Here is a 17,762-nt window from a genome sequence, read left to right as displayed (position 1 = left end):
GCCGCCGTCACCGGGGAGCTGTTCACCGCACGTTCCCGGTGCCGGCGGCTTTCGGCCATCCGGGCCCGCGTAGGGTGATCGTCGTGGACACCCAGAGCCTCGACCCCGCCGCCGCCTCGGCCGGCTCCCCGGACCGCAGGTCGGTCAAGGTCATCGCGCACCGCGGCTCCTCGGCCGCCCTGCCCGAGCACACCTTGGAGGCCTACCGGCTGGCGATCGAGGAGGGCGCGGACGGGCTGGAGTGCGACGTCCGGCTGACCGCCGACGGCGAGCTGGTCTGCGTGCACGACCGGACGGTGGCCCGCACCTCGGACGGCCGCGGCACGGTGTCCGCGATGACGCTGGCCCAGCTCGGCGAGCTGGACTTCGGGTCCTGGAAGTCGCCGCAGGACCCGAGCCCGGCCCCCGTGCTGACCCTGGCCCAGCTGCTGGAGCTGGTGGCGGACAGCGGCCGCCGGATCGAGCTGGCCATCGAGACCAAGCACCCGACCCGGTACGCGGGACGGGTGGAGGCCGAGCTGCTGAAGATGCTGGACCGGTTCGGCCTGCTGCCCGGCGCGGCGACCGGTCCCGACGGGTCGACCGTTCGGATCATGAGCTTCTCGGAGCTGGCCCTGCACCGGATCCGCCGGGCGGCGCCGGCCGTGCCGACCGTGTACCTGCTGGAGCGCCGGCTCCCGCTGCTGGGCCGCACGGCCGCGCTCCCCGGCGGGGCCCGGATCGCGGGGCCGGGGATCGAGCTGGTGCGGCGCAACCCCGGCCTGGTGCCGGCGCTGCGCAAGGCCGGGCACCAGGTGCACGTGTGGACCGTGGACGAGCCGGCCGACGTGGAACTGTGCCTGGAGCTGGGCGTGGAGGCGCTGATCACCAACCGGCCGCGCCAGGTGCTGGACCAGCTCGGCCGCTGAGCCCGCCGGCCACCGTGCGGTGCCGGTCGCGGCCGGCCGGGGCGCCGATCGGGCCCCGCTGGTGCGCGTATTCGGGCGCGCGGGGGTGAAGGGGCGCGGAAGGGGGCGCAACGTACGCGCCGGGGTAATTCCGACCTGTTTCACCACAGAACGTGAGCATCTAATCGTCTTTTGGGCACCGTGCGTTGCGGTGCCCGAAATGGCCGTCAGGGATCTGTGAACGCTCGTTTCCGACGCAATCCCAAGGGGCATCCATCCCTCGGCAGAAGCTGAAGGAGGTCCGGGGGTGGCGTTGATGGTGGCGCGTTCTGTGCCTGAGAAGGCCGGGCCGGCTTCATCGACCCTGGCGGTGCCGCACGGTCCGGCGAGCGTGGGTGTGGCGCGACGGCAGTTGCGGCGCGATCTGGGCGATCGGAAGATTCCGGATTCGGTGATTGACGACGCGGTTCTGATCCTCTCCGAACTGCTCAGCAATTCCTGTCGTTACGCCCGGCCGCTGGCCCTGCTGGCCGAGCTCGACCGGGACGTGGAACTGCCGGCCGGTCACCTGGTGACCGCGGGCGGGACGGTCCGGCTCGGCGTGGCCGAGCCCGCCGGCGACCGGGGCCCGGACGGGGACCAGGACGGCGAGCCCGGCGGGGTGCTGGTGCACTGGCAGACCCACGTCGACGGCCTGCTCACCCTGGAGGTCACGGACGGCGGCGCGGTGACCAGACCGCTGCCCGCCCGGCCCTCGGTGACCGCCCGCGGCGGCCGCGGACTGAACATCGTCGGCGAGCTGGCCAGCGACTGGGGGGTGCGGCACGCACCCGGCCGGGTGACGGTCTGGGCCGAGCTGCCGGCCGACGGGCGCCCGGCGACCGCTCCGACGACGCTGCCCGACAGCGCCGGCCCGCACGCCCGCAGCGCGTAGGCCCGCTCCTTCGGAAGGCCGGCCACGCCACCCGAACGGCGTACCAGGGCGCCGTGCGCGGGGAAGCCCCGGAAATCTCAGTAGGCTGCCCGGAGCAAGACGTCGCCGTCACCGGGAGAGCCGCACCATGGCCAAGAAGGCCGCCAAGAAGTCGCCGCAGCGCAGCCAGTCCAGCACCGTGACCGCGGGCGAGGTCCCGGTCGTCGGCGCCCGCGAGATGTGCCCGTGCGGCTCGGGCCGCCGGTACAAGGCGTGCCACGGGCGGGAGGCCGCGCACGCCGTGCAGGAGCTGGTGCACCGTCCGTTCGAGGGGCTGCCGGGCGAGGCCGACTGGGTGGCCCTGCGCGAGCTGGTGCCCGCCGCCACCGTGCCGCTGACGCTGGCCGCCGGGGTGGCCGAGCAGGCCGAGGGCGAGGTGCCGTCGGTGACGCTGGCCACCGTGCTCCCGCTGGCCTGGCCGGCGCTGCGCCGTCCGGACGGCTCGATCCTGCTGGGGCTGCAGACCCAGTCCTCCTCCGGCGACCTGAGCCGCGACCTCGCGGACGCCCTGGAGCTGGCGCTGACCACCGCGCCGGGCAGCCCCGTGCCGTCCCGCCGGACCGTGCCCGGCGGCCGCCGGCTGCAGGAACTGCTGGACACCGAGGCCGCGTTCGTCCCGGACGTGCACACCGGCTTCGAGTTCTGGCTGGAGGACTCGGAGGGCGCCGAGGGCGAGGTGGCGGCCTCGCTGGAGCGGGCCAACGCCTCCGCCATCCCGACCGAGAAGCTGGCCGGCGTGGACGCGGCGTACTGGTGCGGCACCCCGGACAAGAACCACCTGCGCTGGGTCATGACGGTGCCCGAGGAGCAGCTGCTGGACGCGCTGGCCCGGCTCTCCACCGCCGGCGAGGCCTCGCTCGGCGAGGACACCCGGCTGGTCGGCTCGTTCCGCGCGCACGGCCTGATCGTGCCGGTCTGGGACCTGCCGCTGGAGATGACCGCGGCCGACTGCGAGCAGCCCGCCGCCGCCTTCGCCGAGAAGCTGGCCGCGGCGCTGAAGGAGAGTGCCCCGCTCACCGCCGAAGAGCGCCGCTCCCGCGCCAATCTGGTGAACCGTCAGGTCACGCTGAACTGACGAATGGTGACGGGTGTCACAATTCGCCCGCATCGGTCCTGGTCGCGGAGGATTCCAAGACCCGGGCCGCGCGGACAAATTGGCGCGCACGCGGATCTTTGTTACTGTTTTAAACAGTCCGGTCGCTGGTGCATCCCCCGTCGCCAGCGGCCGGGCCTTTCCTTTTTCCGGCCACCGCGCGGAACAGTACGCCTGCGGTCCAACACCCGCCGGTCAGAACGGCATCCGGGTGCCGTCGGGCGCCGCGGCCAGCGCGATCAGCCCGGCCAGCAGCGCGCCGATCTGCGGCAGCCAGGGACCGTCCGGGCGTGGCGGGCGCACCCACTGCACGGTGCCGCTCCCGGTCCGTGACGGCGGCAGCGGCAGGTAGCCGCCGGGGCCGTGGTAGCGCAGCGAACCGGGCACCCAGGCCCGCTCGGCCAGCAGCTCGCCCAACTCCTCCAGCGTGTACGGCGCCACCAGCAGCAGGTACCTGTTCGGGGTGGCCAGCACCGGGCCGAGCGGCACGCCGATCCCGTCGAACCAGGCCAGCAGCCGGGCCCCCGCCGCCGCCGGGACGCTGACCGCGCAGACCGTCCGGCCGGTGGCCACCAGCACCGGGGCACCGGGCGAGCACCGCTCCCACCACCAGCGCACCATCCGGGCGTCGGTGGTGGCGGCGAGCAACGAGGGCTCGTGCGGATGGCCGCCGGGCACCGGGCAGCAGACGTCGCCGCAGGAGCACGGGCCGGCGGGGCCGCGGACGGTGCGGGCGCCCGGCAGGACCGGCCAGCCGAGCTCGGCCGCCGCGAGGGCGGCCGCCAGTGCGCGGCGCCGGGCCCCGGGCCGCCGGGGGCGCAGCTCCCGCCAGGAGTCCGGCCGCCACCGGGTCACGGCCCGCCGCAGCGGCTCCAGTCGACGACGTGTCCGACGCATGGGCACTCGTTCCTTTCCGCGACCATGGAGCACGGGACCGTCGATCAACGCGTCGGCCGGCGGCTGCCGCACGGCCCGGCCGAGGTGACCCAGGGGTGGCTGAGGGGCGGGGCCGGGTGGACCGGCCCGCTGGAACGAGAATCCCTCATACGTCCGGATGGACGCCTGCCGGGAGCTCCTGGTTCCACCGTACGAGTGAGTCCAAACCCGGGTGGGCGACCGGCGCGGATGCGAAGCATACGATCCGGACCGCCACTTGACGACGCGTCGGCCGGGCGGTGCCACCGCCGGCGCCTCCCGGGCGGCCGGGCCGGGGTGCCGGAGCGGCCCTTCCGGGCTCCCGGGCCGGCTCGGCGGGCCTTGTCAGAATTCTGGACATGCCCCGATCGGCCTGTGTACAAGTGGTGGATTGTTGCCGAGTAGTAGAGGTAGCAGTCGTTTTGGGCGGTGCCGGGGGTCCTGCGTGACACGTACCACTTTGCGGGGAGTTCCGAGATGACCGATGCCCGGCCGCTCCACCTGGTGCCGACCGAGTCCGCTCCGTCCGGCCCGGTGGCCGGGCCGAGCACCTCCGCCACGCTGCCGGAGCCGGCGGCGGACGATCTGGTGGCCGGCTTCCCGGCCGTGTCGCCGGACGGGGTGCAGGACCGTTTGGCCGGATGGCTGTCCGATTTCACCAGCCTGCACGAGCACACCGAGCTGCTGGCCCGCACCCGGGGCCTGCCGGCCGCGCTGGAGACCGTGCTCGCCTCCGGCGCGGCCCTGCTCGGGGCGCCGCGCGGGCTGGTGACCACCACCGCCCGGGGCTCCGGCCGACCGGTCGGGCTCGGCCTGGACCGGGCCGGGATCGGCGCGCTGGAGACGGTGCCGGCCGAGCACGGCCCGTTCGCCGGCCTGCTCAGCCGCCCGTCGGAGACCGGCCGGCTGATGATCACCGACCTGGCCGAGGACCCGGGTGTCGGCCACCGGTTCCGCGAGGTGGCCGCCCAGCTCGGCCTCGGCGCCTGCTACGCACTGACCCTGGCCACCGAGCAGGACGGCCCGCTGGCGGCCGCGGTCTGGTTCTACGACGAGCCGGCCCGCCCGGACGAGCGCCGCCGGCAGCTGGTCGAGCGGTACTGCGAGTTCGCGGCGCCGCTGCTGTCCCGGCAGCTGGAGGCGGACACCGCGGTGCGCGCCACCGGGGCGCTGCGGCGCAGCCTGCTGCCCGACCACCTGCCGGTGCTGCCCGGGGTCCGGCTGGCGGTCCGCTACCGGCCGGCCGCCCTGGAGCACTCCTGCGGCAGCGACTGGTACGACGCCGTGGCCCTGCCCGACGGCTCGCTCGGGCTCACCGTCGGCAGCGTCTCGGCGGACCGGCCGGGCGCCGGTCCGGGCGCCGCCGCGGGGGCGGCGGCGGCGATGGGCCGGGTACGGGCGGCGCTGCGCGCGTACGCGGTGCTGGAGGGCGAGGACCCGGTGTCGGTGCTCGGCGACCTGGAGCTGCTGCTCAAGACCACCGAACCGAACCGGTCCGCGACCGCCGTCTACGCCTGCGTCCAGCCGCAGGAGCGCCGGGTGACGCTGGCCGGCGCCGGCCACTGCCCGCCCGTGCTGGTCGGCCGGCACGGCGCCGACTTCGTGGAGACCTCGCTCTCCGCGCCGCTCGGCATGCTCAGCTGCTGGGAGGCGCCGGGGGTGGAGTTCACCGCCGAGCGCGGCGACGTGCTGGTGCTGTGCACCGAGGGCCTGGCACGGCGCCTCGGCCCGACCCTGCACGCCGGGCAGGCCGCGCTGCGGCGGGCGGCCGCGGACGCGCCGCGGGACGTGCGGCTCGACCCGGACCGACTGTGCGCGCACCTGCTGGAGACGCTGCTCGGTGACGAACCGCAGGACGGGGCGAGGGACGACCTGGTGCTGCTGGCGGTCCGCTTCGAGTGACCGGCCCGAACCTCCGAACGGATGATCGGGCCGGCATCCGTACCATGGGAGCCGAGGCCGCCCACCGCCCCGCGATCCGGGGTGCCGGGGCGGCGCCACGCGCGCAAGGAGGCGACGTACGTGACCGAGGACCGTACCCCGGCGGTGTCCGACAACCCTGAGGGCCTGGCGGCGGAGGAGGAGATCAAGGGCCGCAAGAACGGGCTCTACTCGGAGGTCTCCGACGAGCTCGCGGCCTCGATGAAGACCGGCTGGGCCGACACCGAGCTGCGCGGCCTGGAGCCGGTCGAGCAGGCGCCGTACACGGCGGCGCGGCGGGCCGCGCTGTCCGCCCGCTTCCCGGGCGAGCGCCTGGTCGTGCCGGCCGGCCACCTGCGGGTGCGGGCCAACGACACCGACTACGCGTTCCGCGCGGCCAGCGAGTACGTCCACCTCAGCGGTGACCAGAGCGAGGACGCCGTGCTGGTCGGCGAGCCGGCCGCCGAGGGCCACGCGTTCTCCCTCTACCTTCGCCCGCGCTCCGACCGCGAGAACGGCGAGTTCTGGCTGGACGGCTACGGCGAGCTGTGGGTGGGCCGCCGGTACAGCCTGGCCGAGGCGGAGCTGCGCTACGGGCTGCCCTGCAAGGACGTCCGCACGGCCGCCGAGGAGCTGGCCGCCGCGCCGGGCCCGACCCGGATCGTGCGCGGGTACGACGAGGAGCTGGAGAGCGCCCTCGGCGAGCAGCTGGACGCCGGCAAGGACGAGGAGTTCAAGGTCTTCCTGAGCGGGCTGCGCCTGGTCAAGGACGCGTGGGAGGTCGCCGAGCTGCGCGCCGCCTGCACCGCCACGGTGAAGGGCTTCACCGACGTGGTCCGCGAGCTGGACCAGGCCGTGGCCACCTCGGAGCGCTGGATCGAGGGCACCTTCTGGCGCCGGGCCCGGGTCGAGGGCAACGACGTCGGCTACGGCTCGATCGCCGCCGCCGGCCCGCACGCCACCACCCTGCACTGGGTGCGCAACGACGGTGACGTCCGCCCCGGCGAGCTGCTGCTGCTGGACGCCGGCGTGGAGACCGCCAACCTGTACACCGCGGACGTCACCCGGACGCTGCCGATCAACGGCCGGTTCGACGAGCTCCAGCGCCGGATCTACGACGCGGTGTTCGACGCCCAGGAGGCCGGCATCGCGGCGGTCCGCCCCGGCGGCCGGTTCCGCGACTTCCACGATGCCGCGCAGCGGGTGCTCGCCGAGCGCCTGCTGGCCTGGGGCCTGATCGACTCCTCGGTGTACGACCTGGAGAAGGTCCTGGAGCTGGGCCTGCAGCGCCGCTGGACGCTGCACGGCACCGGCCACATGCTCGGCCTGGACGTGCACGACTGCGCGCACGCCCGTCGCGAGTCGTACGTGGACGCCGAGCTGGTGTCCGGCATGGTGCTGACCGTCGAGCCCGGCCTGTACTTCCAGCTGGACGACCTGACGGTGCCCGAGGAGTACCGGGGCATCGGCGTCCGGATCGAGGACGACATCCTGGTCACCGCCGACGGCAACGAGAACCTCTCGGCCGGGCTGCCGCGCCGCGCCGAGGAGGTCGAGGCCTGGATGGCCGGCCTGGCCCGCTGAGCCGGCCGCCCACGACGGGGCGGGCCCGACCGGTGACCGGTCCGGGCCCGCCCCGTCGCGTCGGGTCGGCGCCCGTCGCGGTCGGGCCGGGTCAGCGGACCAGGCCGAGGTCCGCGGGGGTGGCCGTGGCCGGGTCGATCGGGCGCCGGCCCTCGGTCGGCCAGCCCTCGCGGACCCAGTACTCCAGGCCGCCGATCATCTCCTTGACCTCGCGGCCGAGCGCGGCCAGCCGCATCGCGCCCTTGGTGGAGCCGTTGCAGGCCGGGCCCCAGCAGTAGACCACCAGCAGCCCGGGCGGCAGGTCGGCGAGCCGCTCGGCGGTGATCCCGTCGAGCGGGAGGCTGACCGCGCCCGGCAGGTGGGCCTTGCGGTGGGCGCCCTCGGGCCGGACGTCGACCAGGGTGAAGTCCCGCTGCCCGTCGCGCAGCGCGTACCAGACGTCGGCCGGGTCGGCCTGGCAGCCGAGGCGCTCGGCGAAGAAGGCGAAGGCCCGCTCGGGGGCGAGGGCGGGGATCGCGGTCACGGGGGACGTGGTGGCGGTCATCTGCGGACTCCTGACGGTCGGTGCCGGCTGCGTTCCGGACAGCTCGATCCTCCGATCCGGACACCCGCCCCCGACAGTGGCGTCCACGACTACACTCGCCAAGATCCCGCCAGGCTGCGCAATTGGGGAGAACAGTGACCGAGCAGCGGACCTGCGGCCCGGTGGCCGTCAGCATCGGACGGCGTCCCGAGCCCGTGCACACCGTCGCCGTGTACGTCTTCGACGGCCTGGCCCCGTTCGAACTCGGCGTGGTGGTCGAGGTGTTCGGTCTGGCGCGGCCGGAGCTGACCGGGCTCCTGGCCACCCCCTGGTACGACGTCAAGGTCTGCGCGGACCGTCCGGGCGCGCCGCTGAACGCCGTCGGCGGCTTCTCGCTGAGCGCCCCGCACGGCCTGGACGAACTGGCCGCGGCCGACACCGTGATCGTGCCGGGCGTGCCCAACCCGTTCGCCGGCGAGGTCTCGCCCGGCCTGGTCACCGCGCTGCGCACGGCGCACGAGCGCGGCGCCCGGATCGTCTCGATCTGCTCCGGCGCCTTCGGGCTGGCCGCCGCCGGCCTGCTGGACGGCCTGGACGCCACCACGCACTGGCGGTACGCCGAGCTGCTCCAGCAGCGCCACCCCGCGGTACGGGTCGACCCGGACGTGCTCTACGTGGACAACGGGTCCATCCTGACCAGCGCGGGCAGCGCGGCCGGCATCGACCTGTGCCTGCACCTGGTGCGGCGCGACCACGGCGCGCGGGTGGCCAACACGGTGGCCCGCCGGTTCGTCGTACCACCGCACCGTGACGGCGGCCAGGCGCAGTTCATCGAGGCGGCGGTGCGGCCGGTCGAGGAGGAGGACGACGGCATCGCCCGCTCCATGCGGTGGGCGCTGGACCACCTCACCGCGCCGGTCACCGTGCCGCTGCTGGCCCGGGCCGCCCGCATGTCCGACCGGTCCTACCTGCGGCACTTCACCGCCCGCAACGGCACCAGCCCGATGCGCTGGGTGATCACCCAGCGGATCGCGGCCAGCCTGCCGCTGCTGGAGGCGCCGGAGGGCACGGTGGAGGAGATCGCCGGCGCGGTCGGCTTCGAGAGCGCCGCGACCTTCCGGCACCACTTCGGCCGCACCATGCACACCTCCCCCACCGCCTACCGGCGCACCTTCGGGCGCGGCGCGGCCTGAGCGCCGCCCGCACCCGACGCGGGCTCAACCAGCGCTGTGGCGGTCCGCGTTGGCGATGATCGCGTCGTGGAACCACTGCGCCAGACCGACCGCCAGCTGCTCGTAGACGGCGGTGAACCGCGGGTCCGCGAGGTACATCGCGGCCAGCCCGCGGTGGATCTCGTAGCCGCAGTCGTAGTACCGGGCGGTGATCTGCTGCCGGTGCTCCTCGGCGAGGTCGGCCGCCCGCGCCGAGTCGGCCGCCACCCCCGCCGTGAACGCCGCCGCCAGCCGGGCGTTGAGCTCCTCGCCCTCCGCCTTGATCTCCTCCCAGTCCGCCTTGGAGTACCCGGCCGTACGCCGCCGGGACTGCTCCCAGGGCTGCGAGCCGCCGTACTTCTGCTCGGCCTCGGCCTCCCAGTTCTCGTCGTAGTCGGGGCCGAACACCTCGAACTTCTCCTCCGGTGTCAGTTGCATGCCCATCGTCCTCGCCTCCATCGCGCGTTCGACCGCCGCGGCCAGCTCCTGGAGGTGCCCGATCCGTTCACCGATCAGCCGGTGCTGCCGGCGCAGGTGCTCGGACGGGCCGACCGAGCGGTCGTCCAGGATGGCGGCGATCTGTTCCAGGGGGAACCCGAGCTCGCGGTAGAACAGGATCTGCTGCAGCCGGTCCAGGTCCGCCTCCGCGTAGCGGCGGTACCCGGCCGGGGTGCGGCCGCCGGGCGACAGCAGGCCGATCTCGTCGTAGTGGTGCAGGGTGCGCACGGTCACCTTGGCGAGCTTGGCGAGCTGTCCCACGGTGTAGCTGTCCTGCGGGGGCATCGGGTCCTCCTTCCTCGTTGGCTCCAGCCTCGGTCCTCACGTCGCGTGAGGGTCAAGCCCGCTCTTGTCGCGGCGGCCGGCCCGCCGCGGGCGCCGGGGGCGTGCGCCGTACGAGTCTCCGAGCGGGACGGGCGGCGGGTGCCCGCTGCTTCGGCACACCGGCCAATTGTCCGGCCAGCCCGGCGGTGACCAGGATGAACGCCATGATGACGACTCCGCTGTCCCGGCGCCTGGCCGCCGAGGCGTTCGGCACCGCGGTGCTGGCCACCGTCCTGGTCGGCTCCGGCATCCGGGCCGCCGGCCTGAGCGGGGACGGCGGGGTGCAGCTGCTCGCCAACGTCCTCGCCTCGGCCCTGGCACTGGCGCTGCTGATCGCGCTGTTCGCACCCGTCTCCGGCGGGCACTTCAACCCGCTGGTGTCGGCCGCCGACTGGTGGACCGGGCGGCGCGGCGGCCTCGGCCTGACCCTGCGCGAGCTCGGCGGGTACGTGCTGGCCCAGACGGCGGGCGCGGTGGCCGGCACGGGGCTGGCGAACGCGATGTTCCGGCGGCCGCTGGTGCAGCTCTCGGGGCAGCAGCGGGCGGCCGGGCACCTGTGGCTCGCCGAGGGGGTGGCGACCGGGGTGCTGATCCTGCTGGTGGTCGGGCTGGTGCGGAGCGGCCGGGCGCCGCTGCTGCCGGTGGCGGTGGCGGCGTGGATCGGGGCGGCCTGCTGGGGCACCTCGTCGGGGAGCTTCGCCAACCCGGCGCTGACCCTCGGCCGGGCGCTCAGCGACAGCGCCACCGGGATCGCGCCGGTCTCGGTGCCGGCCTTCGTCCTGGCCCAGGCGGCCGGGGCGGTGGTGGGTCTGGGCCTGGTGCCGGTGCTGTTCGGCCGCGGGCGCGACCGGGCGCCGGACGACGCCCGGGAACTGCTCGCGCAGGCCTGAGCCGGGTACCGCGGACGGCCCGCCGGGGGCGGGTCGGGTGCCGCGGAGTCAGTCGGCCACGCCCAGCTCACCGGTGACCTTCTCGATCGCCACCCGCACCAGCAGCTCGCCGGGGACGCCGTTGCGGGCCGCGTACTCCTCGGCACGGTCCTCGCCCATGTAGCGGGCGGCGATCCGGCCGGCCCAGGCGCGGACCTCGGGCAGCTCCTCGCTGATCGTCGCGGTGCCGCGGACCACCACGTAGGCGAACGGCGGGCGGTCGTCGTCCACGCAGAGCATCACCCGGCCGTCGCGGGCCAGGTTGCGGCCCTTGACGGTGGTGCTGCCGGTGTTGAACACCAGCTCGTCGCCGTCCAGCAGGAACCAGATCGGGGCCAGGTGCGGGCTGCCGTCGGCGCGGGTGGTGGCGAGCTTGCCGGTACGGGTGCCGTGGGTGAGGAACGCGCGCCACTGGGGTTCGGTCATCCGGGTCATGCGCCCCATCCTGGCCGAGCCGCCCGGCCGGGGCCAGGCGGCTCGACCGGTGGCGGGCGGCCCGGCCGGTGTCAGTCCGCCTCGCCGTAGCGGACCAGGTAGCGGGCGAAGGCCGCCATGTCCTCGTCGGACCAGGTCTCGAAGCGCTTGGTGAAGGAGAGCCGCCGCTGCTGGTAGGCCTCGGCCAGCAGCTCGGTGCCGGCGTCGGTCAGCCGGAGCAGCTGGCCGCGCTGGTCCTCCGGATCCGCCTCCCGGACCAGCAGGCCGAGCCGCTCCAGTGCGGTCACCTGGCGGCTGACCGTCGACTTGTCGAGCATGAAGTGCGAGGCCAGGTCGGCGCCCCGGCAGGTGCCGCGCTCGTTCACCAGGTCGAGCATGCTGTAGGTGACCAGCGAGAGGTCCGGGTGCAGCTGGGCGGCCTTGTGGCGGGCCCGGCGGGCGAACGCGGTGAGCTCCCGCTGGATCGTCTCCAGCGCGGCGTCGCGGTCGGGCATGGGGGTTGCTCCTTCGGATCCGGTTGCTGCCCCCCACGGTAGGGGCAGGCCGCGGATCCGCGGCGCCGGCCGACCTCGGAGGTCAGACCAGGTCGGAGAGCTCGCGCAGCAGCCGGGCCTTGGCCCGCGCGCCGACCAGCGTACGGACCGGCTCGCCGCCCCGGAAGAGCATCAGCGTCGGCATCGACAGCACGCCGTACGCGGCCTGGGTCTCCGGGTTGGCGTCGACGTCCAGCTGGACGACCCGGAACCGGTCGGACTCCTCGCGGGCGATCTCGGCCAGCACCGGTGCGAGCATCCGGCAGGGCGGGCACCAGTCGGCGGTGAACTCCACCAGCACCGGCTGCTCGGCCGTCAGGACCTCCTGCTCGAAGCTCCGGTCGGTGACCGTGCGCAGTTCCGCCGTCATCTGCTCATCCCCTCAACTCGTCCACCGCCCACGCCCCGTGGACAGTTCGCAGCTCGGCTCCGGGCCGCCCGGCCGGTCGGCCGCGCGGGCCAGTTCGGCGCGCTCCAGCTCGGCCCTGGCCAGCTGGGCCGCCACCTGGTCGCGGACCGACTGCAGCTGGGCCAGGCAGGCGTCCAGCTCCGCCAGCTTGCTCCGGTAGACCTCCAGCGAGGCCGGGCAGGAGTCACCCGCCGGGTGGCCCGCCCGCAGGCACTCGACGAAGGGCCGGGTCTCCTCCAGTCCGAAGCCGAAGTCCTGGAGGGTGCGGATCTGCCGCAGCAGCTGCAGGTCCTCCTCGTCGTAGGCCCGGTAGCCGTTGCCGGAGCGCCGCGCGGGCAGCAGCCCGCGCGACTCGTAGTACCGCAGGGTGCGGGTGGTGGTTCCCGCCCGCGCCGCCAGCTCGCCGATCCGCATGGCACCGACGGTAGACCTTGCCCCCGGCGTCAAGGCCAGCCGCGCTCGCGGAGCACCGCCGGGGCGGGCAGCCTTCTTGCCAATTTCTAACCATTACTAGATGATTTAAGGGTTAGACGACCGCCGCATGCGAGAGCGCGCGAGAGCATGCGGGAACCCGCGAAAACCAGGAGCACCCCATGTCCGAAGCCGCCCGGCCGCCCCTGCCACCGTTCACCGAGGAGAGCGCCCGCGCCAAGGTCCAGGCCGCCGAGGACGCCTGGAACTCCCGCGACCCGCACCGGGTCGCGCAGGCGTACACACCCGACTCCCGCTGGCGCAACCGGGACACCTTCGTCACCGGCCGCGCCGAGATCGAGGCCTTCCTGACCGCCAAGTGGGAGCGCGAGCTCGACTACGCGCTCCGCAAGGACCTGTGGTCCTACTCCGGCGACCGGATCGCCGTGCGCTTCGTGTACGAGTGGCGCGACGACGCCGGCCGGTGGTGGCGCAGCCACGGGAACGAGCTGTGGGAGTTCGACCCGCAGGGCCTGATGAGCCGCCGGGAGGCCTCGATCAACGACCTGGCCATCACCGAGGCCGAGCGCACCGTCCACGGCCCGCGCCGCCCCGGCGAGACGTACGCGTGGGCCGGCCCGCGACCGTCCTGACACCCGGCGCGGGAGAGGTCCGGGGCGAGGCCCTCTCCCGCGTGTCGGTGCCGGATGCCAGGATGGGCCCGTGCTGATCCCTGGAGAGGTCGACGGGCTGCCCGAGCCGGACGAGGGGCCGCTGGCGCTGCCCGGCTTCTGGGCCGCCTACCTGCACCGGTACCTGCCGGCACCGGCCGGGGCCGCCGCCGGCCCCGCGCCGCTCGGCCCGGAGTTCGGCGTCGCCCCCGCGGCCGCCGCCACCGCCTCGGCCGCCCTCGCCGGCGCCACCGGCCGGCCGATCGCCCTGATCCCGCTGGAGTACGACCGCACCGTGCTGGCCGTCCCCCGCGGCGGCGGGCTGGAGCTGCTGATCGGCCACCCGCACCGGGCCCGCACCCGGCTGCTCGCCCGCACCGGTGACCGGCCGGGCGGGCCGGGCCTCGGTTGGTCCGAGCTGCTGCACGCGGCCCGCCACCCCGGCGCCCGGGCGGGCGTCACCGCCCGGCACCTCCGGCTGCTGCTCCTGCTGCCCGCGCTGCGCGCGACCGCCCTGCCGACCGACGCCGCCGTCACGGTCGCCGCCGCGCTCGCCGCCACCGGGACCCCGCGCGAGCAGCGCGCCGCGCTGGCCCGCCGGCTGGTGGCACCGCGACCGGCCCGCATCGACGACCGGGCCGGCCGAGGGCCGGCCGGCGGTCCGGAGCAGGTGCTCGCGAGGGTGCCGGGCACCGCCGCCTGACCCTGCCGGGCCGCCCCGGCGGGCGCCTGGCCGGCACCGCCGGCGCTGGTCGATCCTCCAGCGCGGGGCGGTGGAGCCGGTGTGCGGTGACACTCGTCCGCGCAGGTCGCACGTTGCTTCAATCGCCGTATCGAGCGGTCGAGGACGGTGGACGACGTGGATCTGAACACGGTGCTGGAGGTGCGCGACGCCCGGCGGCGCGGCGGGTGGCAGCCGGGCGACGCCTGGCTGGGCGGGGGCACCTACCTGTTCTCCGAGCCGCAGCCGCACATCCGCCGGCTGATCGACCTGAGCCGGACCGGCTGGGAGCCGCTGCGGGCGACCGCCGACGGCGGGCTGGAGATCGCGGCCACCTGCACCATCGCCCAGCTCTCCCGGTACGCGGCCACCGCCCCGTGGCCGGCGCAGCCACTGTTCGAGCAGTGCTGCCGGGCGTTCCTGGCCTCCTGGAAGATCTGGAACATGGCCACCGTCGGCGGCAACCTGTGCAACTCGCTGCCGGCCGGGCCGATGATCTCGCTGACCGCCGCGCTCGACGGGGTGGCCGAGCTGTGGGCGCAGACCGGGGGTGTGCGGCGGGTGCCGGTGGCGGAGTTCGTCACCGGGGCGGGGCGCAACCTGCTGGACCGCGGTGAGCTGCTGCGTTCGGTGACCCTGCCGGCCCGGGCGCTGGGCGCGCGGACCGCGTTCCGGCAGGCGTCGCTGTACGGGCTGGGCCGCTCGGGCGCGCTGCTGGTCGGCGCGCTGGACCCGGTGGACGGGGCGCTGACCATCACGGTGACGGCGTCGACGGTCCGGCCGGTGCGGCTGTGGTTCCCGCTGCCACCGAACGCGGCGGCGCTGCGCGAGGCGCTCGTCCACGCCGTGGCGCCGGACGAGTACTTCGACGACATCCACGGGCTGCCGGCCTGGCGCCGGCACATGACGTTCCGGTTCGCCGAGGAGATCCGGCGCGAACTGGTCGAGGAGGCCGGGCGATGAGCTTCGAGATCCGCGTGAACGACAGGTCCTTCGACGCCGAGCCCCGGCCGGGCCAGTGCCTGCGCACCTACCTGCGCGACCGGGGCTGGTTCGGGGTGAAGAAGGGCTGCGACGCCGGGGACTGCGGTGCCTGCACGGTGCAGGTGGACGGCGAGCCGGTGCACAGCTGCCTCTACCCGGCCGTCCGGGCCGAGGGCCGCTCGGTGACCACCGTCGAGGGCCTGGCCAAGGACGGTGAGCTGCACCCGATGCAGCAGTGTTTCCTGGACGCGCAGGGCTTCCAGTGCGGCTTCTGCACCGCCGGCTTCCTGATGACCACCTCGGCCCTGGACGAGGAGCAACTCACCGATCTGCCCCGGGCGTTGAAGGGCAACCTGTGCCGGTGCACCGGCTACCGGGCGATCGAGGACGCGGTGCGCGGGGTGCGGCACGCCGAGGAGCCGTGCGCGGGGCAGGCGGTGGGCCGCAGCCTCGGGGCGCCGGCCGGGCCGCTGGTGGTCACCGGCACCGCCCGGTACACCTTCGACGTCGAGGTGGAGGGGCTGCTGCACATGAAGCTGCTGCGCTCCCCGCACCCGCACGCCCGGATCGTCTCGATCGACACCTCGCGCGCGCTGCGGGTCCCCGGCGTGCACCTGGTGCTCACCCACCACGACGCCCCCGAGCGGCTGTTCTCCTCGGCCCGGCACGAGCACCCGACCGAGGACCCGGACGACACCCGGGTGCTGGACGACGTGGTGCGGTTCGCCGGGCAGCGGGTGGCCGCGGTGGTCGCGGACAGCGAGGGCGCCGCGGAGGAGGCCTGCCGCCGGATCGCGGTGGAGTACGAGGTGCTGCCGTTCGTGATCGACCCGGAGCTGGCGATGGCGCCCGGCGCGCCGGTGATCCATCCGAAGGGGCCCGAGTCGCGGATCGCCCGGCCGCAGAACAACGTCTGCGGCGAGGTGCACGGCGAGATCGGCAGCGTGGCGGACGGGTTCGCCGAGGCCGCCCTGGTGTACGAGGAGACCTTCCGCACCCAGCGGGTCCAGCACGCCAGCCTGGAGACGCACGGCGCGCTGGCCTACTTCGAGGAGGGCGAGGGCGGCGCGGAGCGGATCGTGGTCCGGTCCAGCACCCAGGTCCCGTTCCTCACCCGGCGGGCCCTGTGCGCGCTGTACGACCTGCCGCAGGACTACGTCCGGGTGGTCGCGGGCCGGGTCGGCGGCGGGTTCGGCGGCAAGCAGGAGATGCTGGTCGAGGACATCGTGGTGCTCGCGGCGATGCGCCTGAAGCGGCCGGTGAAGCTGGAGTTCACCCGCCCCGAGCAGTTCTACGGGGCCACCACCCGGCACCCGTTCACGATCCGGGTGAAGGCCGGCGCGCGGGCGGACGGCACGCTCACCGCGCTCCAGCTGCGCGTGGTCTCCAACACCGGCGCGTACGGCAACCACGGGCCGGCGGTGATGTTCCACAGCGTGGGCGAGTCGATGGCGGTCTACCGGGCGCCGCACAAGAAGGTCAACGCCTTCTCGGTGTACACCAATTGCGTGCCGGCCGGGGCGTTCCGCGGCTACGGGCTGGGGCAGGTGACCTTCGCCGTGGAGTCGGCGATGGACGAGATGGCGCGGCGCCTGGGCATCGACCCGCTGGTCTTCCGCGAGCGCAACATCATCGGCCCGGGCGAGCACATGATCAGCCCGGGTGGCGAGGAGGAGGACCTGCACATCGCCAGCTACGGCCTGGACCAGTGCCTGCAGGTGGTGCGCGACGCGATCGCCGAGGACCGCAGCGCCGAGGACGCGCCGGCGGGCTGGCTGGTCGGCCAGGGCACCGCGATGTCGATGATCGCCACCGGTCCGCCCGGCGGCCACTTCGCCGACGCCACGGTCAAGCTGCTGGAGGACGGCAGCTACGACATCGCCGTCGGGACCGCGGAGTTCGGCAACGGCACCACCACCGTGCACCAGCAGATCACGGCGGGCGCGCTCGGCACCACGGTCGACCGGATCGCGATCCGGCAGTCCGACACCGACGTGGTCAAGCACGACACCGGGGCGTTCGGCTCGGCCGGCACGGTGGTCGCGGGCAAGGCGGTGATGAAGGCCGCCAACGCGCTCGCCGAGCAGGTGCTCTCGTTCGCCGCGGAGTACGCCCGGGCCCCTCGTAGCCTGTGCCGGCTGACGGCGGACGCGGTGGACTGCGACGGCCGGCCGGTCTCGTTGAAGGAGCTCTTCGAGGCCGCCCGGGAGCGCGGGCAGGAGCTGTCGGCGGACGGCCACTGGGGCGGCTCGCCCCGCTCGGTGGCGTTCAACGCGCAGTGGTTCCGCCTGGCGGTCGACCCGGACACCGGCGAGATCCGGATCCTGCGCAGCGTGCACGCCGCCGACGCGGGCCGGGTGATGAACCCGATGCAGTGCCGCGGCCAGGTCGAGGGCGGGGTGGCCCAGGCGCTCGGCGCCACCCTGTTCGAGCAGGTGCTGGTGGACGAGGAGGGCCAGGTCACCACCGCCGCGTTCCGCCGCTACCGGCTGCCGGCGTACGCGGACGTGCCGCGGACCGAGGTGCACTTCATGGAGACCTCCGACGCGATCGGGCCGCTGGGCGCCAAGTCGATGAGCGAGAGCCCGTTCAATCCGGTCGCGCCCGCCTTCGCGAACGCGCTGCGGGACGCGACCGGGATCCGCTTCACCGAGGTGCCGCTGCTGCGCGACAAGGTCTGGCTGGCGATCGCCGAGCAGCGGGCGGGCTCCCAGCGGGCCGCCTGATTCCGCAACGATTCA

General features: G+C 74.7%; 18 protein-coding genes. 11 read left to right on the top strand and 7 right to left on the bottom strand.

The window, feature by feature from the left end; translation table 11 throughout:
• Window positions 1-83 precede the first annotated feature (83 nt).
• The 3 genes from ABT014_RS24040 to ABT014_RS24030 all read left to right on the top strand — a co-directional run bounded on the left by ABT014_RS24040 (window position 84) and on the right by ABT014_RS24030 (window position 2,935).
• Window positions 84-908, top strand: a complete 825-nt coding sequence (locus ABT014_RS24040) for a glycerophosphodiester phosphodiesterase (RefSeq protein ID WP_350641111.1) — start codon at window positions 84-86, stop codon at window positions 906-908.
• 295 nt (window positions 909-1,203) lie between these two features.
• A complete protein-coding gene (locus ABT014_RS24035; RefSeq protein WP_502895089.1) occupies window positions 1,204-1,821 on the top strand; it encodes an ATP-binding protein in 618 nt (205 codons plus the stop codon).
• 127 nt (window positions 1,822-1,948) lie between these two features.
• A complete protein-coding gene (locus ABT014_RS24030) occupies window positions 1,949-2,935 on the top strand; it encodes a DUF5926 family protein (RefSeq protein WP_350641109.1) in 987 nt (328 codons plus the stop codon).
• A gap of 213 nt (window positions 2,936-3,148) precedes the next feature.
• Here ABT014_RS24030 and ABT014_RS24025 read toward each other — a convergent pair whose 3' ends face one another.
• Window positions 3,149-3,850 carry a bifunctional DNA primase/polymerase gene (locus tag ABT014_RS24025; RefSeq protein ID WP_350641108.1) on the bottom strand — a complete coding sequence of 234 codons (702 nt, stop codon included), beginning with the start codon at window positions 3,848-3,850 and terminating at the stop codon, window positions 3,149-3,151.
• A gap of 495 nt (window positions 3,851-4,345) precedes the next feature.
• Between ABT014_RS24025 and ABT014_RS24020 the strand changes: the two genes are divergently transcribed.
• Together ABT014_RS24020 and ABT014_RS24015 are read left to right on the top strand one after the other, a co-directional pair.
• A complete protein-coding gene (locus ABT014_RS24020) occupies window positions 4,346-5,770 on the top strand; it encodes a PP2C family protein-serine/threonine phosphatase (protein WP_350641107.1) in 1,425 nt (474 codons plus the stop codon).
• Window positions 5,771-5,890: 120 nt separating this feature from the next.
• Complete coding sequence (locus ABT014_RS24015; RefSeq protein ID WP_350641106.1) at window positions 5,891-7,372, top strand: aminopeptidase P family protein; 1,482 nt, start codon at window positions 5,891-5,893, stop codon at window positions 7,370-7,372.
• A gap of 91 nt (window positions 7,373-7,463) precedes the next feature.
• On the opposite strand, the gene ABT014_RS24010 is transcribed toward ABT014_RS24015, so the two are convergent.
• A complete protein-coding gene (locus ABT014_RS24010) occupies window positions 7,464-7,916 on the bottom strand; it encodes a rhodanese-like domain-containing protein (protein ID WP_350641105.1) in 453 nt (150 codons plus the stop codon).
• A gap of 194 nt (window positions 7,917-8,110) precedes the next feature.
• On the opposite strand from ABT014_RS24010, the gene ABT014_RS24005 reads away from it, so the two are divergent.
• Window positions 8,111-9,088, top strand: a complete 978-nt coding sequence (locus ABT014_RS24005; RefSeq protein ID WP_502895088.1) for a helix-turn-helix domain-containing protein — start codon at window positions 8,111-8,113, stop codon at window positions 9,086-9,088.
• A gap of 24 nt (window positions 9,089-9,112) precedes the next feature.
• Here ABT014_RS24005 and ABT014_RS24000 read toward each other — a convergent pair whose 3' ends face one another.
• The gene (locus ABT014_RS24000; protein WP_350641103.1) at window positions 9,113-9,889 is read right to left on the bottom strand and encodes a MerR family transcriptional regulator; all 777 of its coding nucleotides are present in this window, start codon (window positions 9,887-9,889) and stop codon (window positions 9,113-9,115) included.
• 203 nt (window positions 9,890-10,092) lie between these two features.
• Between ABT014_RS24000 and ABT014_RS23995 the strand changes: the two genes are divergently transcribed.
• A complete protein-coding gene (locus tag ABT014_RS23995; protein WP_350641102.1) occupies window positions 10,093-10,818 on the top strand; it encodes an aquaporin in 726 nt (241 codons plus the stop codon).
• Between the two features lie 48 nt (window positions 10,819-10,866).
• On the opposite strand, the gene ABT014_RS23990 is transcribed toward ABT014_RS23995, so the two are convergent.
• From ABT014_RS23990 to ABT014_RS23975, 4 genes are all read right to left on the bottom strand, one after another.
• A complete protein-coding gene (locus ABT014_RS23990; RefSeq protein ID WP_350641101.1) occupies window positions 10,867-11,292 on the bottom strand; it encodes a PPOX class F420-dependent oxidoreductase in 426 nt (141 codons plus the stop codon).
• Window positions 11,293-11,363: 71 nt separating this feature from the next.
• On the bottom strand, window positions 11,364-11,786 hold the full coding sequence (locus ABT014_RS23985; RefSeq protein ID WP_350641100.1) for a MarR family winged helix-turn-helix transcriptional regulator: 423 nt from the start codon (window positions 11,784-11,786) through the stop codon (window positions 11,364-11,366).
• Window positions 11,787-11,868: 82 nt separating this feature from the next.
• The gene (gene trxA / locus ABT014_RS23980) at window positions 11,869-12,195 is read right to left on the bottom strand and encodes a thioredoxin (RefSeq protein WP_350641099.1); all 327 of its coding nucleotides are present in this window, start codon (window positions 12,193-12,195) and stop codon (window positions 11,869-11,871) included.
• A gap of 12 nt (window positions 12,196-12,207) precedes the next feature.
• Window positions 12,208-12,648 (bottom strand): MerR family transcriptional regulator, encoded by a 441-nt coding sequence (locus ABT014_RS23975; RefSeq protein WP_350641098.1) that lies wholly within the window; start codon window positions 12,646-12,648, stop codon window positions 12,208-12,210.
• Window positions 12,649-12,827: 179 nt separating this feature from the next.
• Between ABT014_RS23975 and ABT014_RS23970 the strand changes: the two genes are divergently transcribed.
• The 4 genes from ABT014_RS23970 to ABT014_RS23955 all read left to right on the top strand — a co-directional run bounded on the left by ABT014_RS23970 (window position 12,828) and on the right by ABT014_RS23955 (window position 17,747).
• On the top strand, window positions 12,828-13,298 hold the full coding sequence (locus tag ABT014_RS23970; RefSeq protein ID WP_350641097.1) for a nuclear transport factor 2 family protein: 471 nt from the start codon (window positions 12,828-12,830) through the stop codon (window positions 13,296-13,298).
• Window positions 13,299-13,368: 70 nt separating this feature from the next.
• On the top strand, window positions 13,369-14,019 hold the full coding sequence (locus ABT014_RS23965; protein WP_350641096.1) for a hypothetical protein: 651 nt from the start codon (window positions 13,369-13,371) through the stop codon (window positions 14,017-14,019).
• Between the two features lie 156 nt (window positions 14,020-14,175).
• On the top strand, window positions 14,176-15,000 hold the full coding sequence (locus ABT014_RS23960) for an FAD binding domain-containing protein (protein WP_350641094.1): 825 nt from the start codon (window positions 14,176-14,178) through the stop codon (window positions 14,998-15,000).
• On the top strand, window positions 14,997-17,747 hold the full coding sequence (locus ABT014_RS23955) for a molybdopterin-dependent oxidoreductase (RefSeq protein ID WP_350641093.1): 2,751 nt from the start codon (window positions 14,997-14,999) through the stop codon (window positions 17,745-17,747). The genes ABT014_RS23960 and ABT014_RS23955 overlap by 4 nt, the downstream gene beginning before the upstream one ends.
• Window positions 17,748-17,762 lie beyond the last annotated feature (15 nt).

It is taken from the genome of Kitasatospora sp. NPDC094015 (assembly GCF_040304075.1).
Lineage (GTDB): Bacteria > Actinomycetota > Actinomycetes > Streptomycetales > Streptomycetaceae > Kitasatospora.
This window is presented reverse-complemented; position numbering and strand designations above follow the sequence as displayed.

Excerpts from the sequence above, each read along its gene's own strand:
- ABT014_RS24010 (WP_350641105.1), bottom strand. The coding sequence starts at position 7,916 with ATGACCGCCACCACGTCCCCCGTGACCGCGATCCCCGCCCTCGCCCCC.
- ABT014_RS24025 (WP_350641108.1), bottom strand. The coding sequence starts at position 3,850 with ATGCGTCGGACACGTCGTCGACTGGAGCCGCTGCGGCGGGCCGTGACC.
- ABT014_RS23975 (WP_350641098.1), bottom strand. The coding sequence starts at position 12,648 with ATGCGGATCGGCGAGCTGGCGGCGCGGGCGGGAACCACCACCCGCACC.
- ABT014_RS24000 (WP_350641103.1), bottom strand. The coding sequence starts at position 9,889 with ATGCCCCCGCAGGACAGCTACACCGTGGGACAGCTCGCCAAGCTCGCC.
- ABT014_RS23955 (WP_350641093.1), top strand. The coding sequence starts at position 14,997 with ATGAGCTTCGAGATCCGCGTGAACGACAGGTCCTTCGACGCCGAGCCC.
- ABT014_RS24020 (WP_350641107.1), top strand. The coding sequence starts at position 4,346 with ATGACCGATGCCCGGCCGCTCCACCTGGTGCCGACCGAGTCCGCTCCG.
- ABT014_RS23990 (WP_350641101.1), bottom strand. The coding sequence starts at position 11,292 with ATGACCCGGATGACCGAACCCCAGTGGCGCGCGTTCCTCACCCACGGC.
- ABT014_RS23985 (WP_350641100.1), bottom strand. The coding sequence starts at position 11,786 with ATGCCCGACCGCGACGCCGCGCTGGAGACGATCCAGCGGGAGCTCACC.
- ABT014_RS24030 (WP_350641109.1), top strand. The coding sequence starts at position 1,949 with ATGGCCAAGAAGGCCGCCAAGAAGTCGCCGCAGCGCAGCCAGTCCAGC.
- trxA (WP_350641099.1), bottom strand. The coding sequence starts at position 12,195 with ATGACGGCGGAACTGCGCACGGTCACCGACCGGAGCTTCGAGCAGGAG.
- ABT014_RS23970 (WP_350641097.1), top strand. The coding sequence starts at position 12,828 with ATGTCCGAAGCCGCCCGGCCGCCCCTGCCACCGTTCACCGAGGAGAGC.
- ABT014_RS23995 (WP_350641102.1), top strand. The coding sequence starts at position 10,093 with ATGATGACGACTCCGCTGTCCCGGCGCCTGGCCGCCGAGGCGTTCGGC.
- ABT014_RS24035 (WP_502895089.1), top strand. The coding sequence starts at position 1,204 with ATGGTGGCGCGTTCTGTGCCTGAGAAGGCCGGGCCGGCTTCATCGACC.